The 15604-nt window shown below is 74.4% G+C and carries 15 protein-coding genes; 4 read left to right on the top strand and 11 right to left on the bottom strand.

Features of this window, described 5'->3' with window-relative positions; translation table 11 throughout:
• Positions 1-54: 54 nt before the first annotated feature.
• Positions 55-816 (bottom strand): PIG-L deacetylase family protein, encoded by a 762-nt coding sequence (locus tag JYK04_RS38395; protein WP_189744422.1) that lies wholly within the window; start codon positions 814-816, stop codon positions 55-57.
• A gap of 18 nt (positions 817-834) precedes the next feature.
• On the opposite strand from JYK04_RS38395, the gene JYK04_RS38390 reads away from it, so the two are divergent.
• Positions 835-1626 (top strand): MBL fold metallo-hydrolase, encoded by a 792-nt coding sequence (locus JYK04_RS38390; protein WP_189744420.1) that lies wholly within the window; start codon positions 835-837, stop codon positions 1624-1626.
• A 65-nt stretch (positions 1627-1691) separates the two neighbouring features.
• Here JYK04_RS38390 and JYK04_RS38385 read toward each other — a convergent pair whose 3' ends face one another.
• From JYK04_RS38385 to JYK04_RS38375, 3 genes are all read right to left on the bottom strand, one after another.
• Positions 1692-3002, bottom strand: a complete 1311-nt coding sequence (locus tag JYK04_RS38385; RefSeq protein ID WP_189744418.1) for an alpha/beta fold hydrolase — start codon at positions 3000-3002, stop codon at positions 1692-1694.
• 137 nt (positions 3003-3139) lie between these two features.
• Positions 3140-4225: an S-(hydroxymethyl)mycothiol dehydrogenase gene (locus JYK04_RS38380; RefSeq protein ID WP_189744416.1), complete on the bottom strand. Its 1086-nt coding sequence runs from the start codon at positions 4223-4225 to the stop codon at positions 3140-3142.
• A gap of 73 nt (positions 4226-4298) precedes the next feature.
• A complete protein-coding gene (locus tag JYK04_RS38375) occupies positions 4299-5285 on the bottom strand; it encodes a LysR family transcriptional regulator (RefSeq protein ID WP_189744414.1) in 987 nt (328 codons plus the stop codon).
• A 71-nt stretch (positions 5286-5356) separates the two neighbouring features.
• On the opposite strand from JYK04_RS38375, the gene JYK04_RS38370 reads away from it, so the two are divergent.
• The gene (locus JYK04_RS38370) at positions 5357-6265 is read left to right on the top strand and encodes a dihydrodipicolinate synthase family protein (protein WP_189744412.1); all 909 of its coding nucleotides are present in this window, start codon (positions 5357-5359) and stop codon (positions 6263-6265) included.
• A 405-nt stretch (positions 6266-6670) separates the two neighbouring features.
• On the top strand, positions 6671-7402 hold the full coding sequence (locus tag JYK04_RS38365; protein ID WP_189744410.1) for a transglycosylase SLT domain-containing protein: 732 nt from the start codon (positions 6671-6673) through the stop codon (positions 7400-7402).
• A gap of 223 nt (positions 7403-7625) precedes the next feature.
• Here JYK04_RS38365 and JYK04_RS38360 read toward each other — a convergent pair whose 3' ends face one another.
• The 7 genes from JYK04_RS38360 to JYK04_RS38330 form a co-directional block, all read right to left on the bottom strand.
• The gene (locus tag JYK04_RS38360; protein ID WP_189744408.1) at positions 7626-8531 is read right to left on the bottom strand and encodes a phytoene/squalene synthase family protein; all 906 of its coding nucleotides are present in this window, start codon (positions 8529-8531) and stop codon (positions 7626-7628) included.
• A 53-nt stretch (positions 8532-8584) separates the two neighbouring features.
• On the bottom strand, positions 8585-10276 hold the full coding sequence (locus JYK04_RS38355; protein WP_189744406.1) for a serine/threonine-protein kinase: 1692 nt from the start codon (positions 10274-10276) through the stop codon (positions 8585-8587).
• A 27-nt stretch (positions 10277-10303) separates the two neighbouring features.
• A complete protein-coding gene (locus tag JYK04_RS38350; protein ID WP_189744405.1) occupies positions 10304-11935 on the bottom strand; it encodes a peptide-N4-asparagine amidase in 1632 nt (543 codons plus the stop codon).
• A gap of 115 nt (positions 11936-12050) precedes the next feature.
• On the bottom strand, positions 12051-12530 hold the full coding sequence (gene rraA, locus JYK04_RS38345) for a ribonuclease E activity regulator RraA (protein ID WP_189744403.1): 480 nt from the start codon (positions 12528-12530) through the stop codon (positions 12051-12053).
• Between the two features lie 178 nt (positions 12531-12708).
• Positions 12709-12975 carry a GlsB/YeaQ/YmgE family stress response membrane protein gene (locus JYK04_RS38340; RefSeq protein ID WP_189744401.1) on the bottom strand — a complete coding sequence of 89 codons (267 nt, stop codon included), beginning with the start codon at positions 12973-12975 and terminating at the stop codon, positions 12709-12711.
• An 86-nt stretch (positions 12976-13061) separates the two neighbouring features.
• A complete protein-coding gene (locus JYK04_RS38335; RefSeq protein ID WP_189744399.1) occupies positions 13062-13955 on the bottom strand; it encodes a DMT family transporter in 894 nt (297 codons plus the stop codon).
• On the bottom strand, positions 13952-14812 hold the full coding sequence (locus tag JYK04_RS38330; RefSeq protein ID WP_189744398.1) for a phosphatase PAP2 family protein: 861 nt from the start codon (positions 14810-14812) through the stop codon (positions 13952-13954). Before JYK04_RS38330 ends, JYK04_RS38335 begins: the two co-directional genes overlap by 4 nt.
• A gap of 153 nt (positions 14813-14965) precedes the next feature.
• Here JYK04_RS38330 and JYK04_RS38325 point away from each other — a divergent pair, with 153 nt between their 5' ends.
• Positions 14966-15598: a TetR/AcrR family transcriptional regulator gene (locus JYK04_RS38325; protein ID WP_189744397.1), complete on the top strand. Its 633-nt coding sequence runs from the start codon at positions 14966-14968 to the stop codon at positions 15596-15598.
• Positions 15599-15604 lie beyond the last annotated feature (6 nt).

Here is a 15604-nt window from a genome sequence, read left to right as displayed (position 1 = left end):
CCCGATGTCTGACGATCCGCCTAATTGACGGATCGTCAGACTAGGGGCGGCCGGTCAGCGGGGGAAGACTTCGAACACCACGGCCGGCCGGCCGCCGAACCGGGCCGCGGCCTGCTCGGCGTTCCCGGTGAGGAAGGTGCGGACGTACTCCTCGGGGTCCTGGTCCGTGAGCACCTCGATGTACGCCTTGTGCTCCAGGAGGGACTTGATCGAGCGCTCCAGCCCGGGGCCCGCGTCGACCGCGTGCGTCGGGGTGGCGGATCCGGCCACCGCGACCCAGCGCACGCCGTTCCACGGCTCCAGGCCCTGCTCGATCAGCTCGGGGAAGATCCAGCGGTTCCCGGCGTCGCCGGCCGCGTCCAGCACGGCCCGGCCGACGGCCTTGTGGTCGGGGGTGTTCCAGTAGCCGCCGCCCTGCGCGCCGCCCCACGTGTCGCGGTGGTTGAGGGTGACGATCAGCTCGGGCCGGTGCCGCCTGATGGCGGCGGCGATGTCCCGGCGCAGGCCGAGGCCGTACTCGACGACGCCGTCGCGGTAGTCCAGGAACTCCACCTCGGACACGCCGACGACCGCGGCGCTCGCCCGCTGCTCCGCCTCGCGCAGGGGACCGCAGTCGGCGGGGTCGATGCTGTCGATGCCCGCCTCGCCGCGCGTGGCGAGGAGGTAGACGAACTCCCGGCCCCCGTCCGTCCAGTGCGCGATGGCCGCGGCACAGCCGTACTCCAGGTCGTCGGGGTGCGCGACCACCGCGAGGGCGCGCGTCCAGTCGGTGGGCATGGGCTGCAATGCGGGCTGCTGGTCAGGTTGTTCGGTCATGCCTCGCACAATAGGCGAATGGACCGACACGGGCAGGTGGTGGCGCTGCTCGACGCCACGGGGATCTTCTTCGAGCCGGCCCGTACGGCCTTCCCGGGGGCGAGCGAGGCCGCGTGGGAGCGGGCCGGGCGGCTGGATCCGGGCGCGTCCGGGCCCGACGGGGCATGGAGGCTGGACTTCCGGTGCTTCGCGGTCGCCCGGCCCGGCGGCCGCTGGGTGCTGGTGGACGCCGGGATCGGGCCGGCCCGGTCCCCGGCCGCCGCCTGGGCGCCGGTGCCTGGGCGGCTGCCGGACGCCCTCGCGGCGGCCGGTATCGCTCCGGCCGACGTGGAGGCGGTGGTCCTGACCCACCTTCACGAGGACCACGCGGGCTGGTCGTCGGGGGCCGGCGGGGAGCCGTTCTTCCCGGCGGCGCGGTACGTGGTGCAGCGCGCGGAGGTGGCCGGGCTGGACCGGGCGGACCCGGTGTGGGACTGGACGGTGGCGCCGTTGCGGGCGAGCGGGCAGCTGCACGAGGTCGACGGGGCCCACCGGTTGGCGCCCGGCATCACCCTGCTGCCGACGCCCGGGCACACCCCGGGGCACCAGTCGGTGCTGGTGGACCAGGGGGACGGAGCCCGCGACGTGGTGGTCACCGGGGACGCGCTGGTGCACGCGGTGCAGCTGGCCGACCCGGCGGTGCCGTACTCCCACGAACGCGACCGGCACACCGCCCGCGCCTCACGCCGGGCCCTGCTGACCCGCGCGAGGGAGCGCGGCGCCGTGCTGGCCACCGCGCACCTGACCCGCGCGTTCGTGGAGCCCGGCTGAGCCGGGCCTCGGCTGACCCGGGCCTCGGCCGGCTCAGGCCTCGGCCGCCTCAGGCCTCGGCCGCCTCAGGCCTCGTCGCGGACCAGGGACAGCAGGCGGTCCAGGACGCGGGGGCCGCCGGCGCGCACGCCGTCGTGCTCGAACTCGTCCGTCACCCAGGTCCGCAGACCCCGGACGGACCGGGCCGTCTCGAGCGAGTGCGCGGTGTCCACGTACATGTCGTCGTGGTAGACGGCGGCGGCCACCGGCACCTCGTTGGCGGCCAGGCGCGCCGGGTCGTAGAGCGGCTGCCAGCCGGTGCGGGCGGCCAGCAGTTCGGCGGTCTCGCGCAGCGGGGCGAGGGCCGGGTCGGTGGTGAAGTGCCAGGGGTGGATGGTCTCGCCGGTGAAGAGCAGCGGCTCGTCGCCCGCGAGGGTCTTGCCGGCGTCGAAGCCGGGGTGGCCGGCGCGCACCCGTTCGGCGGCCCAGGCGGTGGGGGTGGCGGGGTCCTGGGCGTAGATCGCCTCGTGGACCAGCGCGTAGAGGGGGTGCCCGGCGAAGGAGAGCTCGGCGCGGACGTTCTCCAGGAAGGCGTCGGAGAGGGCGGGTCCCGCGGGGGTCGGTACGAAGGCGTCCTCCAACAGGTAGTGGAGCCGGTGGCTGCCGTCGCCCCCGCCGAGGAGGATGCCGAGGGACTGGAAGCCCTCGACGGTGAGGCGGTGGCCGCCGGGGAGTTCGGCCGGTTGCTCCGCGAGGTGGGCGGCGATCCGGCGGGCGCGCTCGACGTCCATCGGGTACCGGGCGTAGTGGGCCAGGTTCTTGCGCTCGATGCGGGGGTACGCGGCCTCGTAGACCTCGTCGGCGGTGGCGGTCAGGGACGGGAGGCCGCCGGTGATCAGGGCGGCGGTGAGGCCTTCGGGCGCGGTGGAGAGGTAGTGGGTCGTGCAGAAGCCGCCGAAGCTCTGGCCGAGCACGGTCCAGGGCGCGCCGCCGGTCAGGCCGGGGCGGATGGCCTCGGCGTCGCGCACGATGGAGTCGGCGCGGAAGTGGGCGAGGTACTCCGCCTGCTGGGCGGGGGTGCCGCGCAGGGGCAGGGTCTGCCGGTTCACCGGGGTGGAGCGGCCGGTTCCGCGCTGGTCGAGGAGCAGCACCCGGAATTCGGTCAGCGCGCGCTCCAGCCAGGCCTGGCGGCCGATGAAGCGGCGGGCGCCGAAGCCCGGGCCGCCCTCCAGGTAGAGCAGCCACGGCAGCGCCTCGGGGTCCCTGCCGGCGGCCACGACCTCGCGGGCGTACAGCTCGATCCGCTCCCCGTCCGGGCGCGCGTGGTCCAGGGGGACGGAGAACCGGTGGTCGGTGAGGACCGTGCCGGGCTGGCGGTAGGTGTGCGCGGTGGTCACGGACGGGCCCCCAGGGGTACGAGGAGATGAAGGACCGCGCCCCGGCCGGGTGGCGGCGGGGGCGCGGGGGGTGTGGCGGTCCGAGTCTAGGCAGGACCGGACCGAACCGGACCGGGCCGGACGGCCCGGCCGGGGTGTCAGAACTCGACGACCGAGCGGAGGACCTCGCCGCGTTCCATCCGTGCGAAGGCGTCCTCGACGCCGTCGAGCGGGATGGTTTCGGAGACGAAGGCGTCCAGGTCGAGCCGGCCTTGCAGGTAGAGGTCGATGAGCAGCGGGAAGTCGCGCTCGGGCAGGCAGTCCCCGTACCAGGAGGACTTCAGGGCGCCGCCGCGGCCGAAGACGTCCAGGAGCGGGAGTTCGAGCTTCATCTCCGGGGTCGGCACGCCCACCAGGACCACCGTCCCGGCCAGGTCGCGCGCGTAGAAGGCCTGCTGGTACGTCTCGGGGCGGCCCACGGCGTCGATGACGACGTCCGCGCCGTTGCCACCGGTCAGGGCCTGGACGGCCTTGACCACGTCTTCCGTGCGCCCGTTGACGGTGTGGGTGGCGCCGAGGCCCCGGGCCCACTCCAGCTTCCGGTCGTCCAGGTCCACCGCGATGATCCGCGAGGCGCCCGCGAGGCGGGCTCCGGCCACGGCCGCGTTGCCCACTCCCCCGCAGCCGATGACGGCGACGGAGTCGCCCCGGCCGACGTTGCCGGTGTTCAGGGCGGCGCCCAGGCCGGCCATCACCCCGCAGCCGAGTAGTCCGGCGGCGGCCGGGGCTGCGGCCGGGTCCACCTTGGTGCACTGTCCGGCCGCGACCAGGGTCTTCTCGGCGAAGGCGCCGATGCCGAGGGCCGGGGAGAGCGGGGTGCCGTCCTCGAGGGTCATGGGCTGGGTGGCGTTGTGCGTGGCGAAGCAGTACCACGGGCGTCCGCGCCTGCAGGCGCGACAGGTGCCGCACACCGCACGCCAGTTCAGGATCACGAAGTCGCCGGGGGCCACGGAGGTGACGTCCGGGCCGACCGATTCGACGACCCCGGCGGCCTCGTGGCCGAGCAGGAAGGGGTATTCGTCGTTGATTCCGCCCTCACGGTAGTGCAGGTCGGTGTGGCAGACCCCGCAGGCCTGCACCCGGACGAGGGCCTCGCCGGGTCCCGGGTCGGGCACGAGGATCGTCGTCGTCTCCACCGGTGCGCCCTTGCTCCGGGCGATGACCCCTCGTACGCGATGTGTCACGTCGTACCCCGCTCTGATCGTATCCGTCTGGATCAACGAACGTACACGGACGGCACGCGGTACGGGAGTTGTGTCACGTTCCGGCGCGCGACCCGGCCAGGTCCGGTGGTACGGCGGCCCGAAGTGCCGTGCCGAAGGCCGCCACGGCCGGGTGCGCGCCGGCTCCGCTGCGGAAGGCGAGTTTGGTGCGGCGCTCCATGAGCAGGCGGGTGAGGCGTACGGCCGGATCGGCCGGGCCCGTGACCCCGAGCTGCGGTACGACGGCCACCCCCTGGCCCGCCGCGACGAGGGCGAGCACGGTGGCGAACTCGTCGACCTGGTGGCGGACCCGCGGGGTGAAACCGGCGGCCTGGCAGGCCCGGACGGTCATGGCGTGGCAGAGGGTGCCGGGGGTGGCGGTGATCCAGGGCGCCCGGGCGTGCCCGCGCAGGACCGCACCCTGGTCGGCTCCCCCGGACCCGGCGGGTCCCCCGGGCGGGGCGGGGGCTCCGGCAGGGGTCTCGGCGGGGGCCTCGCCGGGGGTCCCGGCGGCGGGCGCGGCCAGATACATCGCCTCGACGTAGAGCGGTTCGGTGGCCAGTCCCGGCTCGGGCTCGGCGGGTACGAAGTCGTACTCGTGCACCAGGGCCACGTCCAGGTCCCCGGCCCGCAGGGCGTGGGCCACCGCCGCCGGGTCCGTCTCCGAGACCATGGGCTCCAGCCCCGGGTGGCGCCGGGCGAGGGCGGTCAGCGCGGCCGGGACGATGGCCCGGGTGGCGGTGGGGAAGGCGCCGATCCGCAGGGCTCCGGCGAGGCCCCCGCGCGCTTCGGCGAGGTCGGCGTCGGCCTGTTCCAGCCGTTCGAGGACCGCCTCGGCGTGTCCGACCAGGTGCCGGCCGGCCGGGGTGAGGCGGACCCCGCGGCCGGTGCGCTCCAGCAGGGGCAGGCCGGCCTCCCGTTCGAGGACGCCGAGCTGCTGGGAGACCGCCGAAGGGCTGAAGCTGAGGGCCTCGGCGACGGCGGCGATGGTGCCGCGGCGGGCGAGTTCGCGCAGCAGGCGCAGGCGTCGTACATCGAGCATCGGCTCAGCTTACGGGTTGGGTAAGGAAAGCGAACTGGATTTGATCCTTCGGGCGGGCGAGGCTCTTGGGCATGGCACAGGACATCGCAGGGAACCTCCCGTTGCACGGGATCCACGTACCGCTGATCACTCCTTTCACCCGCACCGGGGAGGTCGCCGCCGAGGCGCTGGAGGCACTCGCCCACGAGGCGCTCGACGCGGGCGCCTCCGGCATCGTCGCCCTGGGCACCACCGCGGAGGCGGCCGGTCTCGACGAGGCGGAGCGCGACCTCGCCACCGGGGTGTGCGCCCGGGTCTGCGGGGAGCGGGGCGCGCCCCTGACCGTCGGTGCGGGGGCCGGCGGCACCCGCGCCGCCGAGGCCTCGCTGGCCCGGCTGACCCGGTGGCCGCAGGTGCGGGCGGCGCTGGTGACCGTGCCGCCGTTCGTCCGCCCCTCGGCCGCGGGCGTGCTGGCGCACTTCGCGCGGCTGTCCGAGGTGAGCCCGGTACCGCTGATCGTCTACCACATCCCGTACCGGACCGGGCAGCCCCTGGACGCGGCCGCGCTGCGGGCGCTCGGGGCACTGCCGGGGGTCGCCGGGGTGAAGTACGCGGGCGGCGGCATCGGCGAGGACGCGGTGGCGCTGCTCGGTGACCTGCCGGCCGGGTTCGAGGTGCTGGCCGGTGACGACGCGCACCTGTCCCCGCTGCTGGCGCTGGGTGCGGTGGGCGGGATCCTGGCCTCGGCGCATCTGGCGACGGAGCGCTTCGTGGAGCTCGCCGAGGCCTGGAGGGAGGGCGACGTGGCCCGGGCGCGGCCGCTGGGGCACGCGCTGGCCCGGATGTCGGCGGCGGCGTTCGCCGAGCCCAATCCGGCGGTGCTCAAGGGCGTCCTGCACGCCCAGGGGCGGATCCCGACCCCGGACGTCCGGCTGCCCCTGCTGCCGGCCTCGCGAGGGGCGGTGACGGCCGTGACGGCCGCCCTGGAGCGGCTGGCGTGACCCCGGGGCGCGCACCGGCCGGAAGCCTGCCGGAAGCCTGCCGGAAAGAGTCCTGAATGGGCGATTCGACACCTAAGGGCCAGTAGCCCGAATGAGACGCCTAGAGGGCGGACTTGCCCGTATTGGCCATCCGGTCGGCAAACCGTGATGTGAGCCACACCGGACATCTCAACATCATTTCCGGCAAACAGCCGATTCCCTTTTCCCGGAAAGGGAATCGGCTATTGCGCCGATACGCCTTCAAGGTCATTTACCCGACCGATAACGAGATGTCGATCTATCGGTGGAATTCGGGTCTTGTTCCCGCGCGTCGGGCTCGCCTACGGTCACCTCGTTCCTGGTGGTCAGCTGCCGAATCCGGCCCCCGCCCGGGATCTCCCGTCCCCCCACGTGAGGAATTCCGCCATGCCTGCAAAGGGTAAGCACCGTCGGCCGAAGCACTACCGGATCACCCGCAAGCTGGCGCTCGCCGGCACCGGCGGGGCGGCCCTCACTCTCCCGCTGATCAGTGCGACCACCGCCGGGGCGGTGGAGACGGCCGCCGCCCCCACGACGTATTCCGTGCTCGCGGGCGACACCCTTTCGGAGATCGCGGCGAAGCATTCCGTGAGCGGCGGCTGGCAGCAGCTCTACGCGGCGAACCGGAGCGTCGTCGGTGACAACCCGTCGATCATCCGGCCCGGCATCAAACTGAAGCTCGGCACCCAGGCGGCGGAGCCCGACCGTGCGAGCAGGTCCGCCGCCCGGACCGCGCTCAAGCCCGCTGCCCAGCCCGCCGCCAAGCCCGCCGCCAAGCCCGCCGCCGTCACCGCCTACCCGAACAATCTCGACGGGTGGATCCGCGAGTCCCTCGCCGTCATGGCCAAGCACGGTATTCCCGGCTCCTACAACGGAATTCACCGCAATGTGATGCGGGAGTCCTCGGGCAATCCGCTGGCGATCAACAACTGGGACATCAACGCCCGGAACGGCATCCCCTCCAAGGGGCTGCTCCAGGTCATCGATCCGACCTTCCGCGCCTACCACGTGCCCGGCACCTCGACGAACTCCTACGACCCGGTCGCCAACATCACCGCCGCCTGCAACTACGCGGCCGCGCGCTACGGCTCGATCGACAACGTCAACGGGGCCTACTAGGCCGTCTCTTTCGGATCTTGTCGGCCGAGCCCGCGGCGTCCGGTGCCATGGGGCCTCCCCAGGCCCGCCAGGGCCGAGGGGAAGCATGGCAAGGCGGAGGGGTGCCTGTGTACTGGACGTACTCGGGCGCCCCGACAACGCGGCCAGGTGCGGTGCCGGGCGTCGCGGGCCCGGCAAGATCCGGAAGAGACGGCCTAGAAGCCGGGGAACTCCCCGCGCCGGTTCACGCCGGACGACGGCGGGCGGCGCGGACGAGGATCCGCAGGGGCGCCGCCATGCCGTAGCCGATGTCCCGGCGCAGGGCGGCGGCTCCCGCCCGCTCCACGGCGGTCAGCTGGTGCGCCATCAGCTCCGTCATGGTCGCGACGACGGGACGCAGCCCGGGTTCGGCGAGGCCGCCGATGCCGTGGGCCGCGTCCAGGGCCGTACGGGCCCGCCGGCACTCGGCGGCCAGGAGGGCGCGCACGGCCGGGGTGTCACGGGCCTGTTCCAGGTCGGCCCGGGTCACGGAGTGCTCCTCCAGCCGGGCCCGCGGGATGCAGAGCCGGCCGTCCGCGAGGTCTTCGCGGAGATCGGCGAGGAAGTCCACGCGCTGGGCGGCGTCGACGAACCGCCGCCAGCCCGCGGCCTGTTCCGGGTCGGGGCCGCCCCGGTACTGCAGCCCGGTGAAGACCAGCACCCCGGGCCACGCGTAGGCGTCGAGGTACGCCTGGAAGTCCTCCTCCGCGGCGAAGCCGTCGAAGCCGGCCTCGGCGGTGGCGGCGCCCCGCAGGAACCGGGAGACCCAGTGCCGGGGCAGGCCGCGGGAGTCCACCGCGTGCGCGTAGGCCCGCAGCAGGGGGTCGGGGCTGTCCCCGGACTCCAGGGCCGCCTCCACCCGCCCGGACAGCGCGGCGAGACCGGCGGCCCGCTGCTGCGGGGTACCGGTCTCGGCGACGTCGTCGACCAGGTTCATGAAGGCGAGACCCGCGGCGAGCGCGGGCACCAGCGGCGGCGCGGCGAGCAGCCGCAGCGCCAGGTACGGGGCGGGCTCGCGGCGGAGCACCCGGCGGGCGGCGTGGGTGTAGTCGTCGCGCAGCCGGGGGCCGGATATGCCGGCCCCCGTGAGGGTGGTGCGCCAACTGGGCATCGTGGTCGTACTCCTGAACGCGTCGGTCCGTACGTGCGTACGGGTAGACGATCTCAGAGCTTGGTGACCTTCTTGACCTTGCCGTCGGTCCCGGCCAGTACGTAGCCGCCGCGACCGTACTCGTCGGTGATGTACGGCCGCATGCAGGGGACCTGGTCCATCATCCAGGGCTCGACGATCACGTAGGTCGAGGTCGGCTTCTCGACGCCCAGGTCCTTCTTGGACTGCTCCAGCAGGCCGGGCAGCGCGTCCCAGTTGACGGTGGCCATGTCGATGAGCGGCTCGCCCTCCTCGACCGTGCCGTCCGGGCCCGTGCGCTTGGCGGTGCCGTCGCGGTACTGCCAGGCGTCGACGGTATCGGCGCCGGGGGCGGTGGGGATCGAGGCGAGGACGTACCCCTCGTAGACCTTGAGGTCCACGAAGGTGGTGGTGCCGGTCTTCTCCTTGAGCGCGTCCAGGGCGATCCGGATGTTCTGCGGGGTGAGCATGCTGCCGCGGGCCGTGTCGGTCTTGGAGGTACTCGCCTTCGCACCGGGTGTGGAAGCCGGGGTACCGGCCTGGGTGGCGACGGCGGGCCGGGTGGCGCGGGAGTCGGCAGCGTCGTCCCCGGAGTTCCCGTCGGGTATCAGCTGCACGATCCCGACGACCGCGGCCGCCAGCACCACGGTGAGCGCGGCGCCGATCAGGGCCGGGCGCCTGCGCGGTGCGGGCGTCAGCACGACGGGCGTGGTGGGGGCCGCGTAGGGGGAGCCGCCCTGGCCGAACGGCGGCGGGGTGGGCGACCCGTACGGGCCGCCGTACGGGCCGTACTGACCCGGGACGACCGGCGCGGCGGGCGCCGGGACCGCCGGTCCGGACACGGCCGGCGCGGCGCCCGGCGCGCCGTAGCCGGATCCGAGAGCGGCGCTCGCGTCCCGGAGCAGTTGTTCCAGCTGTGCGCCGTCGGGCCGCGCGGCCGGGTCCCGCACGAGCAGGCGTTCCAGTACGGGCGCCAGCGGGCCGGAGCGCACGGGCGCCGGGATCGGCTCGTCGAGCACCGCGACGACCGTGGCCAGACTGGTGGCCCGGCGCAGCGGGTGGACCCCCTCCGCGGCCACGTAGAGCAGCATGCCCAGCGACCACAGGTCGGAGGCGGCCAGCCCCTCCTCCCCGCGGACACGTTCGGGCGCGATGTACTCCGGGGAGCCGATCAGCACACCGGTCGCGGTGAGTCCGGTGGAGTCGTGCAGCGCGGCGATGCCGAAGTCGGTCAGCACGGCCGACCCGTCGGGGCGCAGCAGCACGTTGGCGGGCTTCACGTCACGGTGGAGGATCCCCTCGGCGTGCGCGGCGCGCAGCGCGGACAGCACGTCGAGGCCGAGGCGCACCACCTCGGCGGGCGGCATGGGGCCGGACTCCAGGCGGTCGTGCAGGGAGCCGCCGCGGACCATCTCCATGACGATCCACGGGTGCCCGTCCGTGCCCTGCGCGGGCTCGACGATGTGGTGGATCGTCACCACGTGGGGGTGGGCGAGACGGGCGAGGGCGCGGGCCTCGCGGACGGCGCGTTCGCGCATCTGGTCCGCGAGGCCGGGCTGGGCGGCGGCGGTCGCCGGGTCCGGCGGGCGCACCTCCTTGAGCGCGACCTCGCGGTGCAGGGCGATGTCGCGGGCGCGCCACACCGTACCCATGCCCCCGCTGCCTAGGGGTGCGACCAGCTCGAAACGGCCGTCGATCAGCTGTCTGCCGGCCTCACTCGTATCCATGGGCGCTCATCGTAGGGGGCGGCCGGCTCAGCAGCGTCGGCGGTCCACCGTGAGTGTGCCCTGGATGGTGGCCACCGTCCGGTCGTAACAGCCGCCGGGTGCTGCGGACCCGTACAACCGGTGGCGGGCGGACGTGGTGGCGACCGCGTGCCGCTGGTCGCGCGGGACGTTGGCGGTGTAGGTGGCGTCGCCGGTGTACCGGTCGTCGAGCCGGGAGCGGTCGACGGCCTTGCCGCCGTGCAGGGTGACGGTCTCGGCGCGGTCGCCGAGCGAGATGACGGTGCGCAGCCGGTCGCCGGCTCCGAGGGTGGTCTCGCCGTCCATCGTGTAGGTGCGGTCGGTCCGCGTGGTGGCCGGCCCTCGCGTCACGCTCTCCTCGTCGGTCCAGGTGGCGGTGAGCGCGTCCTGGTTCTCGCCGTCGGTCCAGCGGTGCACGGAGGTGCCCCGTACGGCGCGTGTGACGGTGGTGGCCACGCGGCCGTGGGAGGTGTTCAGGTGTCCGGCGACGGTCAGCCGGTGCCCGCCCTCGGTGTCCAGGCGGTGCTGCCCGCCGGGGGCCGCGGGCGTCCACCGGGAGTGGCCGGCCGGCTCGCTCCGCTCGTACCGGGTCAGGGCGCCGGTGACGACCTCCCGGGCCTCGTCCTGCCAGAGGAGCAGGTTGGTGGGGGTGCTCCAGCCGCTCTGCCCGGCCGGAACCCCGGCGACGGAGACCTCGACGCGGTGCGGTCGGCCGTCGTTGAGGAGGGCGGCGTAGGGGGTGAGGTCGTAGCGGATCGGCTGGACGTCGAAGGCGCGCGGGCCGGGGGTGACGTACCAGAGGAAGGGGTTGGACCAGCCGCCGGTCCAGACGGTGGGGAACGGCGCTGCGATGCCGGCGAGCTGTCCGTCGACCGAGACCCGGACCTCGCGGTAGGGGCCGTCGGCGGCTTTGCAGGAGTACGGGGCCGCGTCCGGGGTGGTCATGTACCAGTACTCCTCGCAGCCGCCGCCCGAGCCGGTGGCGTACACCTCGGCGAGGAGGCGCTCCGTGTTGCGCGGGGTGGTGACCGACGGGGAGGTGAGGGGCAGGACGCGGTCGGGAGTGTCCGGGGCCGGGTTGCGGCCGTCGGCGGCGTAGAAGGTCAGGGTCGCCTTGACGTCGATGACACCGGTGTACGTGTCGTTCACGACGTTGCCGATGAGCATCTCGACGGGCTGCGGGCGGGCGAGGGTGTCGCGGTAGCGGGTGACGTCCTTCTCGACGGACCAGGTGATGCCGTCGGGCGAGGGCTGCGGGGTGGAGGTGCGCAGGATCTCGACCCCGCCGAGGGAGAGGTGGCCGAGGCGGTCGTACTGGCGGCCCTTGACCTTGCCGTCGAGTCGCAGGACCACCTTGGCCCAGCCGGCCGTGCCGCAGGCGGCGGGCGGTGTGTAACTGCCCTGGTAGGGCGTGAAGTCGCGGAACTGCGCCTCCGCGAGGGTCACCTGGCAGGACCGGGTCGCGGGGCGGGCGACGGGCGGGGCCGCGGTGAGGGGGTCGTGCCAGTCGGTGCCGAACTCGGCGGGCGGCGGGTCCGCGGCCGGGGTCCCGGCGGCGTTCGCGGGTCCCGCGGCGGCCAGGGCGGCGGCGGTCAGCGCGAGCGCGCCGAGCAGGCCGGTGATCCTGTGTCGTCGTCTCATGGGCCCGCAGTGAAACCCGGCCCGGCGGGGCCGGGCCAGGGCCGGTGCTGCGGCCCTGGCCGGTTCTGGACCGCCCCGGCCCCACCGGGCCGGTCCCACCGGGCCGGTCCGGACGTCAGCGGGGCAGGACGACCACGCCGTCGTCGTCCGCGTGGACGGTGTCCCCCGCGCGGAAGGTGACGTCGCCGATGGTGACGGGCTCGTCGACGGCGCCCTCGCCGGTCTTGCCGCTCTTGCGGGGGACCGTGCCGAGCGCCTTGATGCCGAGGTCGAGCCCGCCGAGGGCGACGCTGTCGCGGACCGAGCCGTTGATGATCAGGCCGGCCCAGCCGTTGGCCTCGGCCGCACCCGCCATGAGGTCGCCGACGAGGGCGGTCCGCGGCGAGCCACCGCCGTCCACGACGAGGACCGCGCCCTCGCCCGGCGTGTGGAGGAGGGTGCGCAGCAGTGCGTTGTCCTCGTGGCAGCGCACGGTCCGTACGGGTCCGGCGAACAGCCGGCGGCCGCCGAACTGGCGGAACCCGGTGGCACAGATGGCCAGGGTCTCGCCGAACTCGTCGTACAGGTCTGCGGTGGGGACGGGGGTGACACTCATCGGGCTGCCGGTTTCCTCGCTGCTCGTGCGCGTACGTCGCGGTGGTGCGGCCAGCGTAATCCGCCGGTCGTCCGGAGCGGCGTCTCAGGGACGCGGCTCGGGCGGCCCGGATCGGCCGGAACGTGACGGGCGGCCGGGCGACCGGGCGGCGCCGGTGCCCGGACCGCGTGCGGCCGGGTCAGTTCCGGGAGTTGCCGAACAGGATGCGGTAGCCGATCAGCAGGACCAGTGAGCCCGCGATGGCCGAGCCCCAGGTGGCGAGGTCGAAGAACTCGGTCTGGATGGGCTTGTCCAGCACCTTCGCCGACAGCCAGCCGCCGATGAAGGCTCCGGCGACGCCGATGAGGGTGGTCCCGATCAGACCGCCGGGGTCCCGGCCGGGCAGCAGGACCTTGGCGATGCCCCCTGCCAGCAGTCCCAGGATGATCCAGCTGACGATCCCCATGTCCCGTCACTCCGCTTCTGTCGTTTCTGTCGTTCGGGTTGTTCTCCCGGGAGGACGCGTCCGGCGGCGGATCGGTTCTCCACCGCTCAGACCGCCACGCGGCCGGCCGGCACGGGGAGCTCGGCGCCGGTGACGGGGCCGGCGCCGCCCGGACCCGCACCCGTCGAGGGCGTCCGGGTGAGCAGGACCACCCCGCGCGCCGCGAGGAAGGCTCCGGCGCCGGCCAGCAGCAGTCCCGGCACTCCGCCCTGCAGCCGTTCGCCGAGCAGGACCATGCCGATGACGGCCGCGGCCAGCGGGTTGGCGAGGTTCACCACGGCCAGCGGGGCGCCGAGTCCGCCGCGGTAGGCCCGCTGCGACAGGAGCATCCCGCCGACGGCGAACACCATGACGAGCAGGGCCACGGAGACGACCCGGACGCTGAGCAGGGCTCCGCCGCGGCCGGCCGCCACGGCCACCGTCTGGGTCAGGGCGGAGGCCGCCGCCGAGGCCAGTCCGGAGGCGGTCGCGTGGCGCAGGCCCGAGCGCGGGTCCTTGTCCGCGGTCAGCATCATGATCACGGCGAGGGTCGCGCCGGAGACGGCGAGCGCCTCGATCAGCGTGAGGGTGTCGTCGGGGGCCGGCCCGGAGGCCGGGAGGAGCAGCAGGCCGAGCCCGGCGACGGTGGCCAGGGTGCCCCGCCATTCGGTGGCCACCACCCGGCGGCCGGACCTGCGCGCCCCGAGCGGGACGGCGGCCACCAGGGTGAGCGCGCCGAGCGGCTGCACCAGGGTGAGGGGGCCGTAGCGCAGGGCCGCCGCGTGCAGCAGCGCGGCTGCGGCGTTCAGCCCGGCCGACCACCACCAGGCGCCGGAGCCCAGCAGGGCCTTGGCGGTGCGCGCGACGGCGGCCCGGGCGAGCCGTTCCTGGGCGACGGCGGCGGCCGCGTAGGCCACGGCGGAAGCCAGGCAGAGCCCGACGGCGAGGGCGGTGTCGTTCATCGTCCGGCTCCTACGGCCTCGTCCGCTCCCCGCGGGCTCGGCAGGCCTCGTACGGGGAGGTCCTGTCCGGGCTCCGGGACCGCCCTCCGGTCCGGGTCCGGGCCCGCACCCCCGTCCGGATCCGGGTCGCCCGTGCGCGGCTTCGGGACGAGCAGCAGGGCCGCCCACAGCAGGACGGCGGCCACGACGGCGTCGAGCCAGTAGTGGTTGGCGGTGCCGACTATCACGAGCAGGGTGAGCAGCGGGTGCAGCAGCCACAGGAAGCGCCACCGCGAGGAGGTGGCGGCGATCATGCCGAGCGCGAGCATCAGCGCCCAGCCGAAGTGCAGTGAGGGCATGGCGGCGAACTGGTTCGCCAGGGTGTCCTCGACCGGCGCGGCCTTGTAGACAGTGGGCCCGTAGACCTGTGCGGTGTCGATGAGCCCCGCGGCGTCGAGCAGTCGCGGGGGCGCGAGCGGGAAGGCCAGGTGCAGGGCGAGGGCGGCTCCGGTGAGTCCGGCGAGTACCCGGCGCGTCCACAGGTAGTGGGCGGGGCGCCGGAGGTAGAGCCAGACCAGGAAGAGCGCGGTCGCGGGGAAGTGGACACCCGCGTAGTACGTGTTCGCGGTGGTGACGAGGGCGTCCCCGTGCAGCAGCAGCCGCTGTACCGCGCCCTCGCCGGGCAGGTGCAGGAAGCGCTCGGCGTCCCAGGTGCGCGCCGCGTTGCGGAAGGCCTCGTCGGTGCGGTCGGTCGAGAGCAGCCGGCCCGCCTTGTAGACGGTGAAGAAGCCCGCGACGAGCAGCAGCTCGCGTATGAGGCGGCGGCGCGCGGCTCTCGGTCCGGCTGCCGGCCCGGCAGGTGTGGTGTGGGAGCTCATCCCCCGGTCTCTCTTCCTGTTGACGCGCACAGCGACACGCCAGTGTATCGATACATTGGCGTATCGATACGCGGGTGTACCGATACGGTCGCGTTCCCGTACACTTCCGTAGTGGAACCTGCCGCCGAGGCGCCCCTGAGGAGAGCCGCATCCATGACGTCGACGCCGACCCCCGCGCGCCGCTCCAAGATCACCCCGGAGCGTGAGCAGGAGTTCTACGACGCCGTCCTGGAGCAGCTGCGCGAGTCCGGCTACGAGGCCCTGACCATGGAGGGCGTCGCCGCCCGGGCCAGCTGTGGCAAGTCGACGCTCTACCGGCAGTGGAAGACCAAGCCCCGGCTCGTCGCCGCCGCCCTGCGCGCGGGCCGGCGCGGCACGCTCGTCGCCGTGGACACCGGGTCACTGGCCGGCGATCTGCGCGAGGCGGCCCGGATCGCGGCCGGGACCTCCGGCAGGGACACCCGGCTGACGCAGGCCCTCGGGCACGCCGTGCTCAGCGACGAGGAACTCCAGGCCGCCCTGCGCGAGGCGCTGGTCGAGCCGGAGCTGGCCGCGTTCGCCGAGATGGTCGGACGGGCCGTGGCGCGCGGCGAGATCGCCGCGGACCATCCGGCCGTGGAGTTCCTGCCCGCCCAGCTGATGGGCGTGCTCCGGATCCGGCCGGTGCTGGAGGGACGGTACGCGGACGCGGACTACCTGGTCCGGTTCGTCGACGCCGTGATGCTCCCGTCCCTGGGACTCGCGCCGTCCCGGCCCACCGGGCCCCCGGCCGACCAGGCCCCCTGAACCGGC

This window comes from Streptomyces nojiriensis (assembly GCF_017639205.1).
Taxonomy (GTDB): Bacteria; Actinomycetota; Actinomycetes; order Streptomycetales; family Streptomycetaceae; genus Streptomyces; species Streptomyces nojiriensis.
The sequence above is the reverse complement of the archived record's forward strand: the minus strand, read 5'-3'. Positions and strand labels throughout refer to the sequence as shown.

What these genes read in the sequence shown, in the direction of transcription:
- JYK04_RS38395 (WP_189744422.1), bottom strand. Translation starts at nt 816, where the DNA reads ATGACCGAACAACCTGACCAGCAGCCCGCATTGCAGCCCATGCCCACC.
- JYK04_RS38390 (WP_189744420.1), top strand. Translation starts at nt 835, where the DNA reads ATGGACCGACACGGGCAGGTGGTGGCGCTGCTCGACGCCACGGGGATC.
- JYK04_RS38375 (WP_189744414.1), bottom strand. Translation starts at nt 5,285, where the DNA reads ATGCTCGATGTACGACGCCTGCGCCTGCTGCGCGAACTCGCCCGCCGC.
- JYK04_RS38370 (WP_189744412.1), top strand. Translation starts at nt 5,357, where the DNA reads ATGGCACAGGACATCGCAGGGAACCTCCCGTTGCACGGGATCCACGTA.
- JYK04_RS38365 (WP_189744410.1), top strand. Translation starts at nt 6,671, where the DNA reads ATGCCTGCAAAGGGTAAGCACCGTCGGCCGAAGCACTACCGGATCACC.
- JYK04_RS38360 (WP_189744408.1), bottom strand. Translation starts at nt 8,531, where the DNA reads ATGCCCAGTTGGCGCACCACCCTCACGGGGGCCGGCATATCCGGCCCC.
- JYK04_RS38355 (WP_189744406.1), bottom strand. Translation starts at nt 10,276, where the DNA reads ATGGATACGAGTGAGGCCGGCAGACAGCTGATCGACGGCCGTTTCGAG.
- JYK04_RS38350 (WP_189744405.1), bottom strand. Translation starts at nt 11,935, where the DNA reads ATGAGACGACGACACAGGATCACCGGCCTGCTCGGCGCGCTCGCGCTG.
- rraA (WP_189744403.1), bottom strand. Translation starts at nt 12,530, where the DNA reads ATGAGTGTCACCCCCGTCCCCACCGCAGACCTGTACGACGAGTTCGGC.
- JYK04_RS38340 (WP_189744401.1), bottom strand. Translation starts at nt 12,975, where the DNA reads ATGGGGATCGTCAGCTGGATCATCCTGGGACTGCTGGCAGGGGGCATC.
- JYK04_RS38335 (WP_189744399.1), bottom strand. Translation starts at nt 13,955, where the DNA reads ATGAACGACACCGCCCTCGCCGTCGGGCTCTGCCTGGCTTCCGCCGTG.
- JYK04_RS38330 (WP_189744398.1), bottom strand. Translation starts at nt 14,812, where the DNA reads ATGAGCTCCCACACCACACCTGCCGGGCCGGCAGCCGGACCGAGAGCC.
- JYK04_RS38325 (WP_189744397.1), top strand. Translation starts at nt 14,966, where the DNA reads ATGACGTCGACGCCGACCCCCGCGCGCCGCTCCAAGATCACCCCGGAG.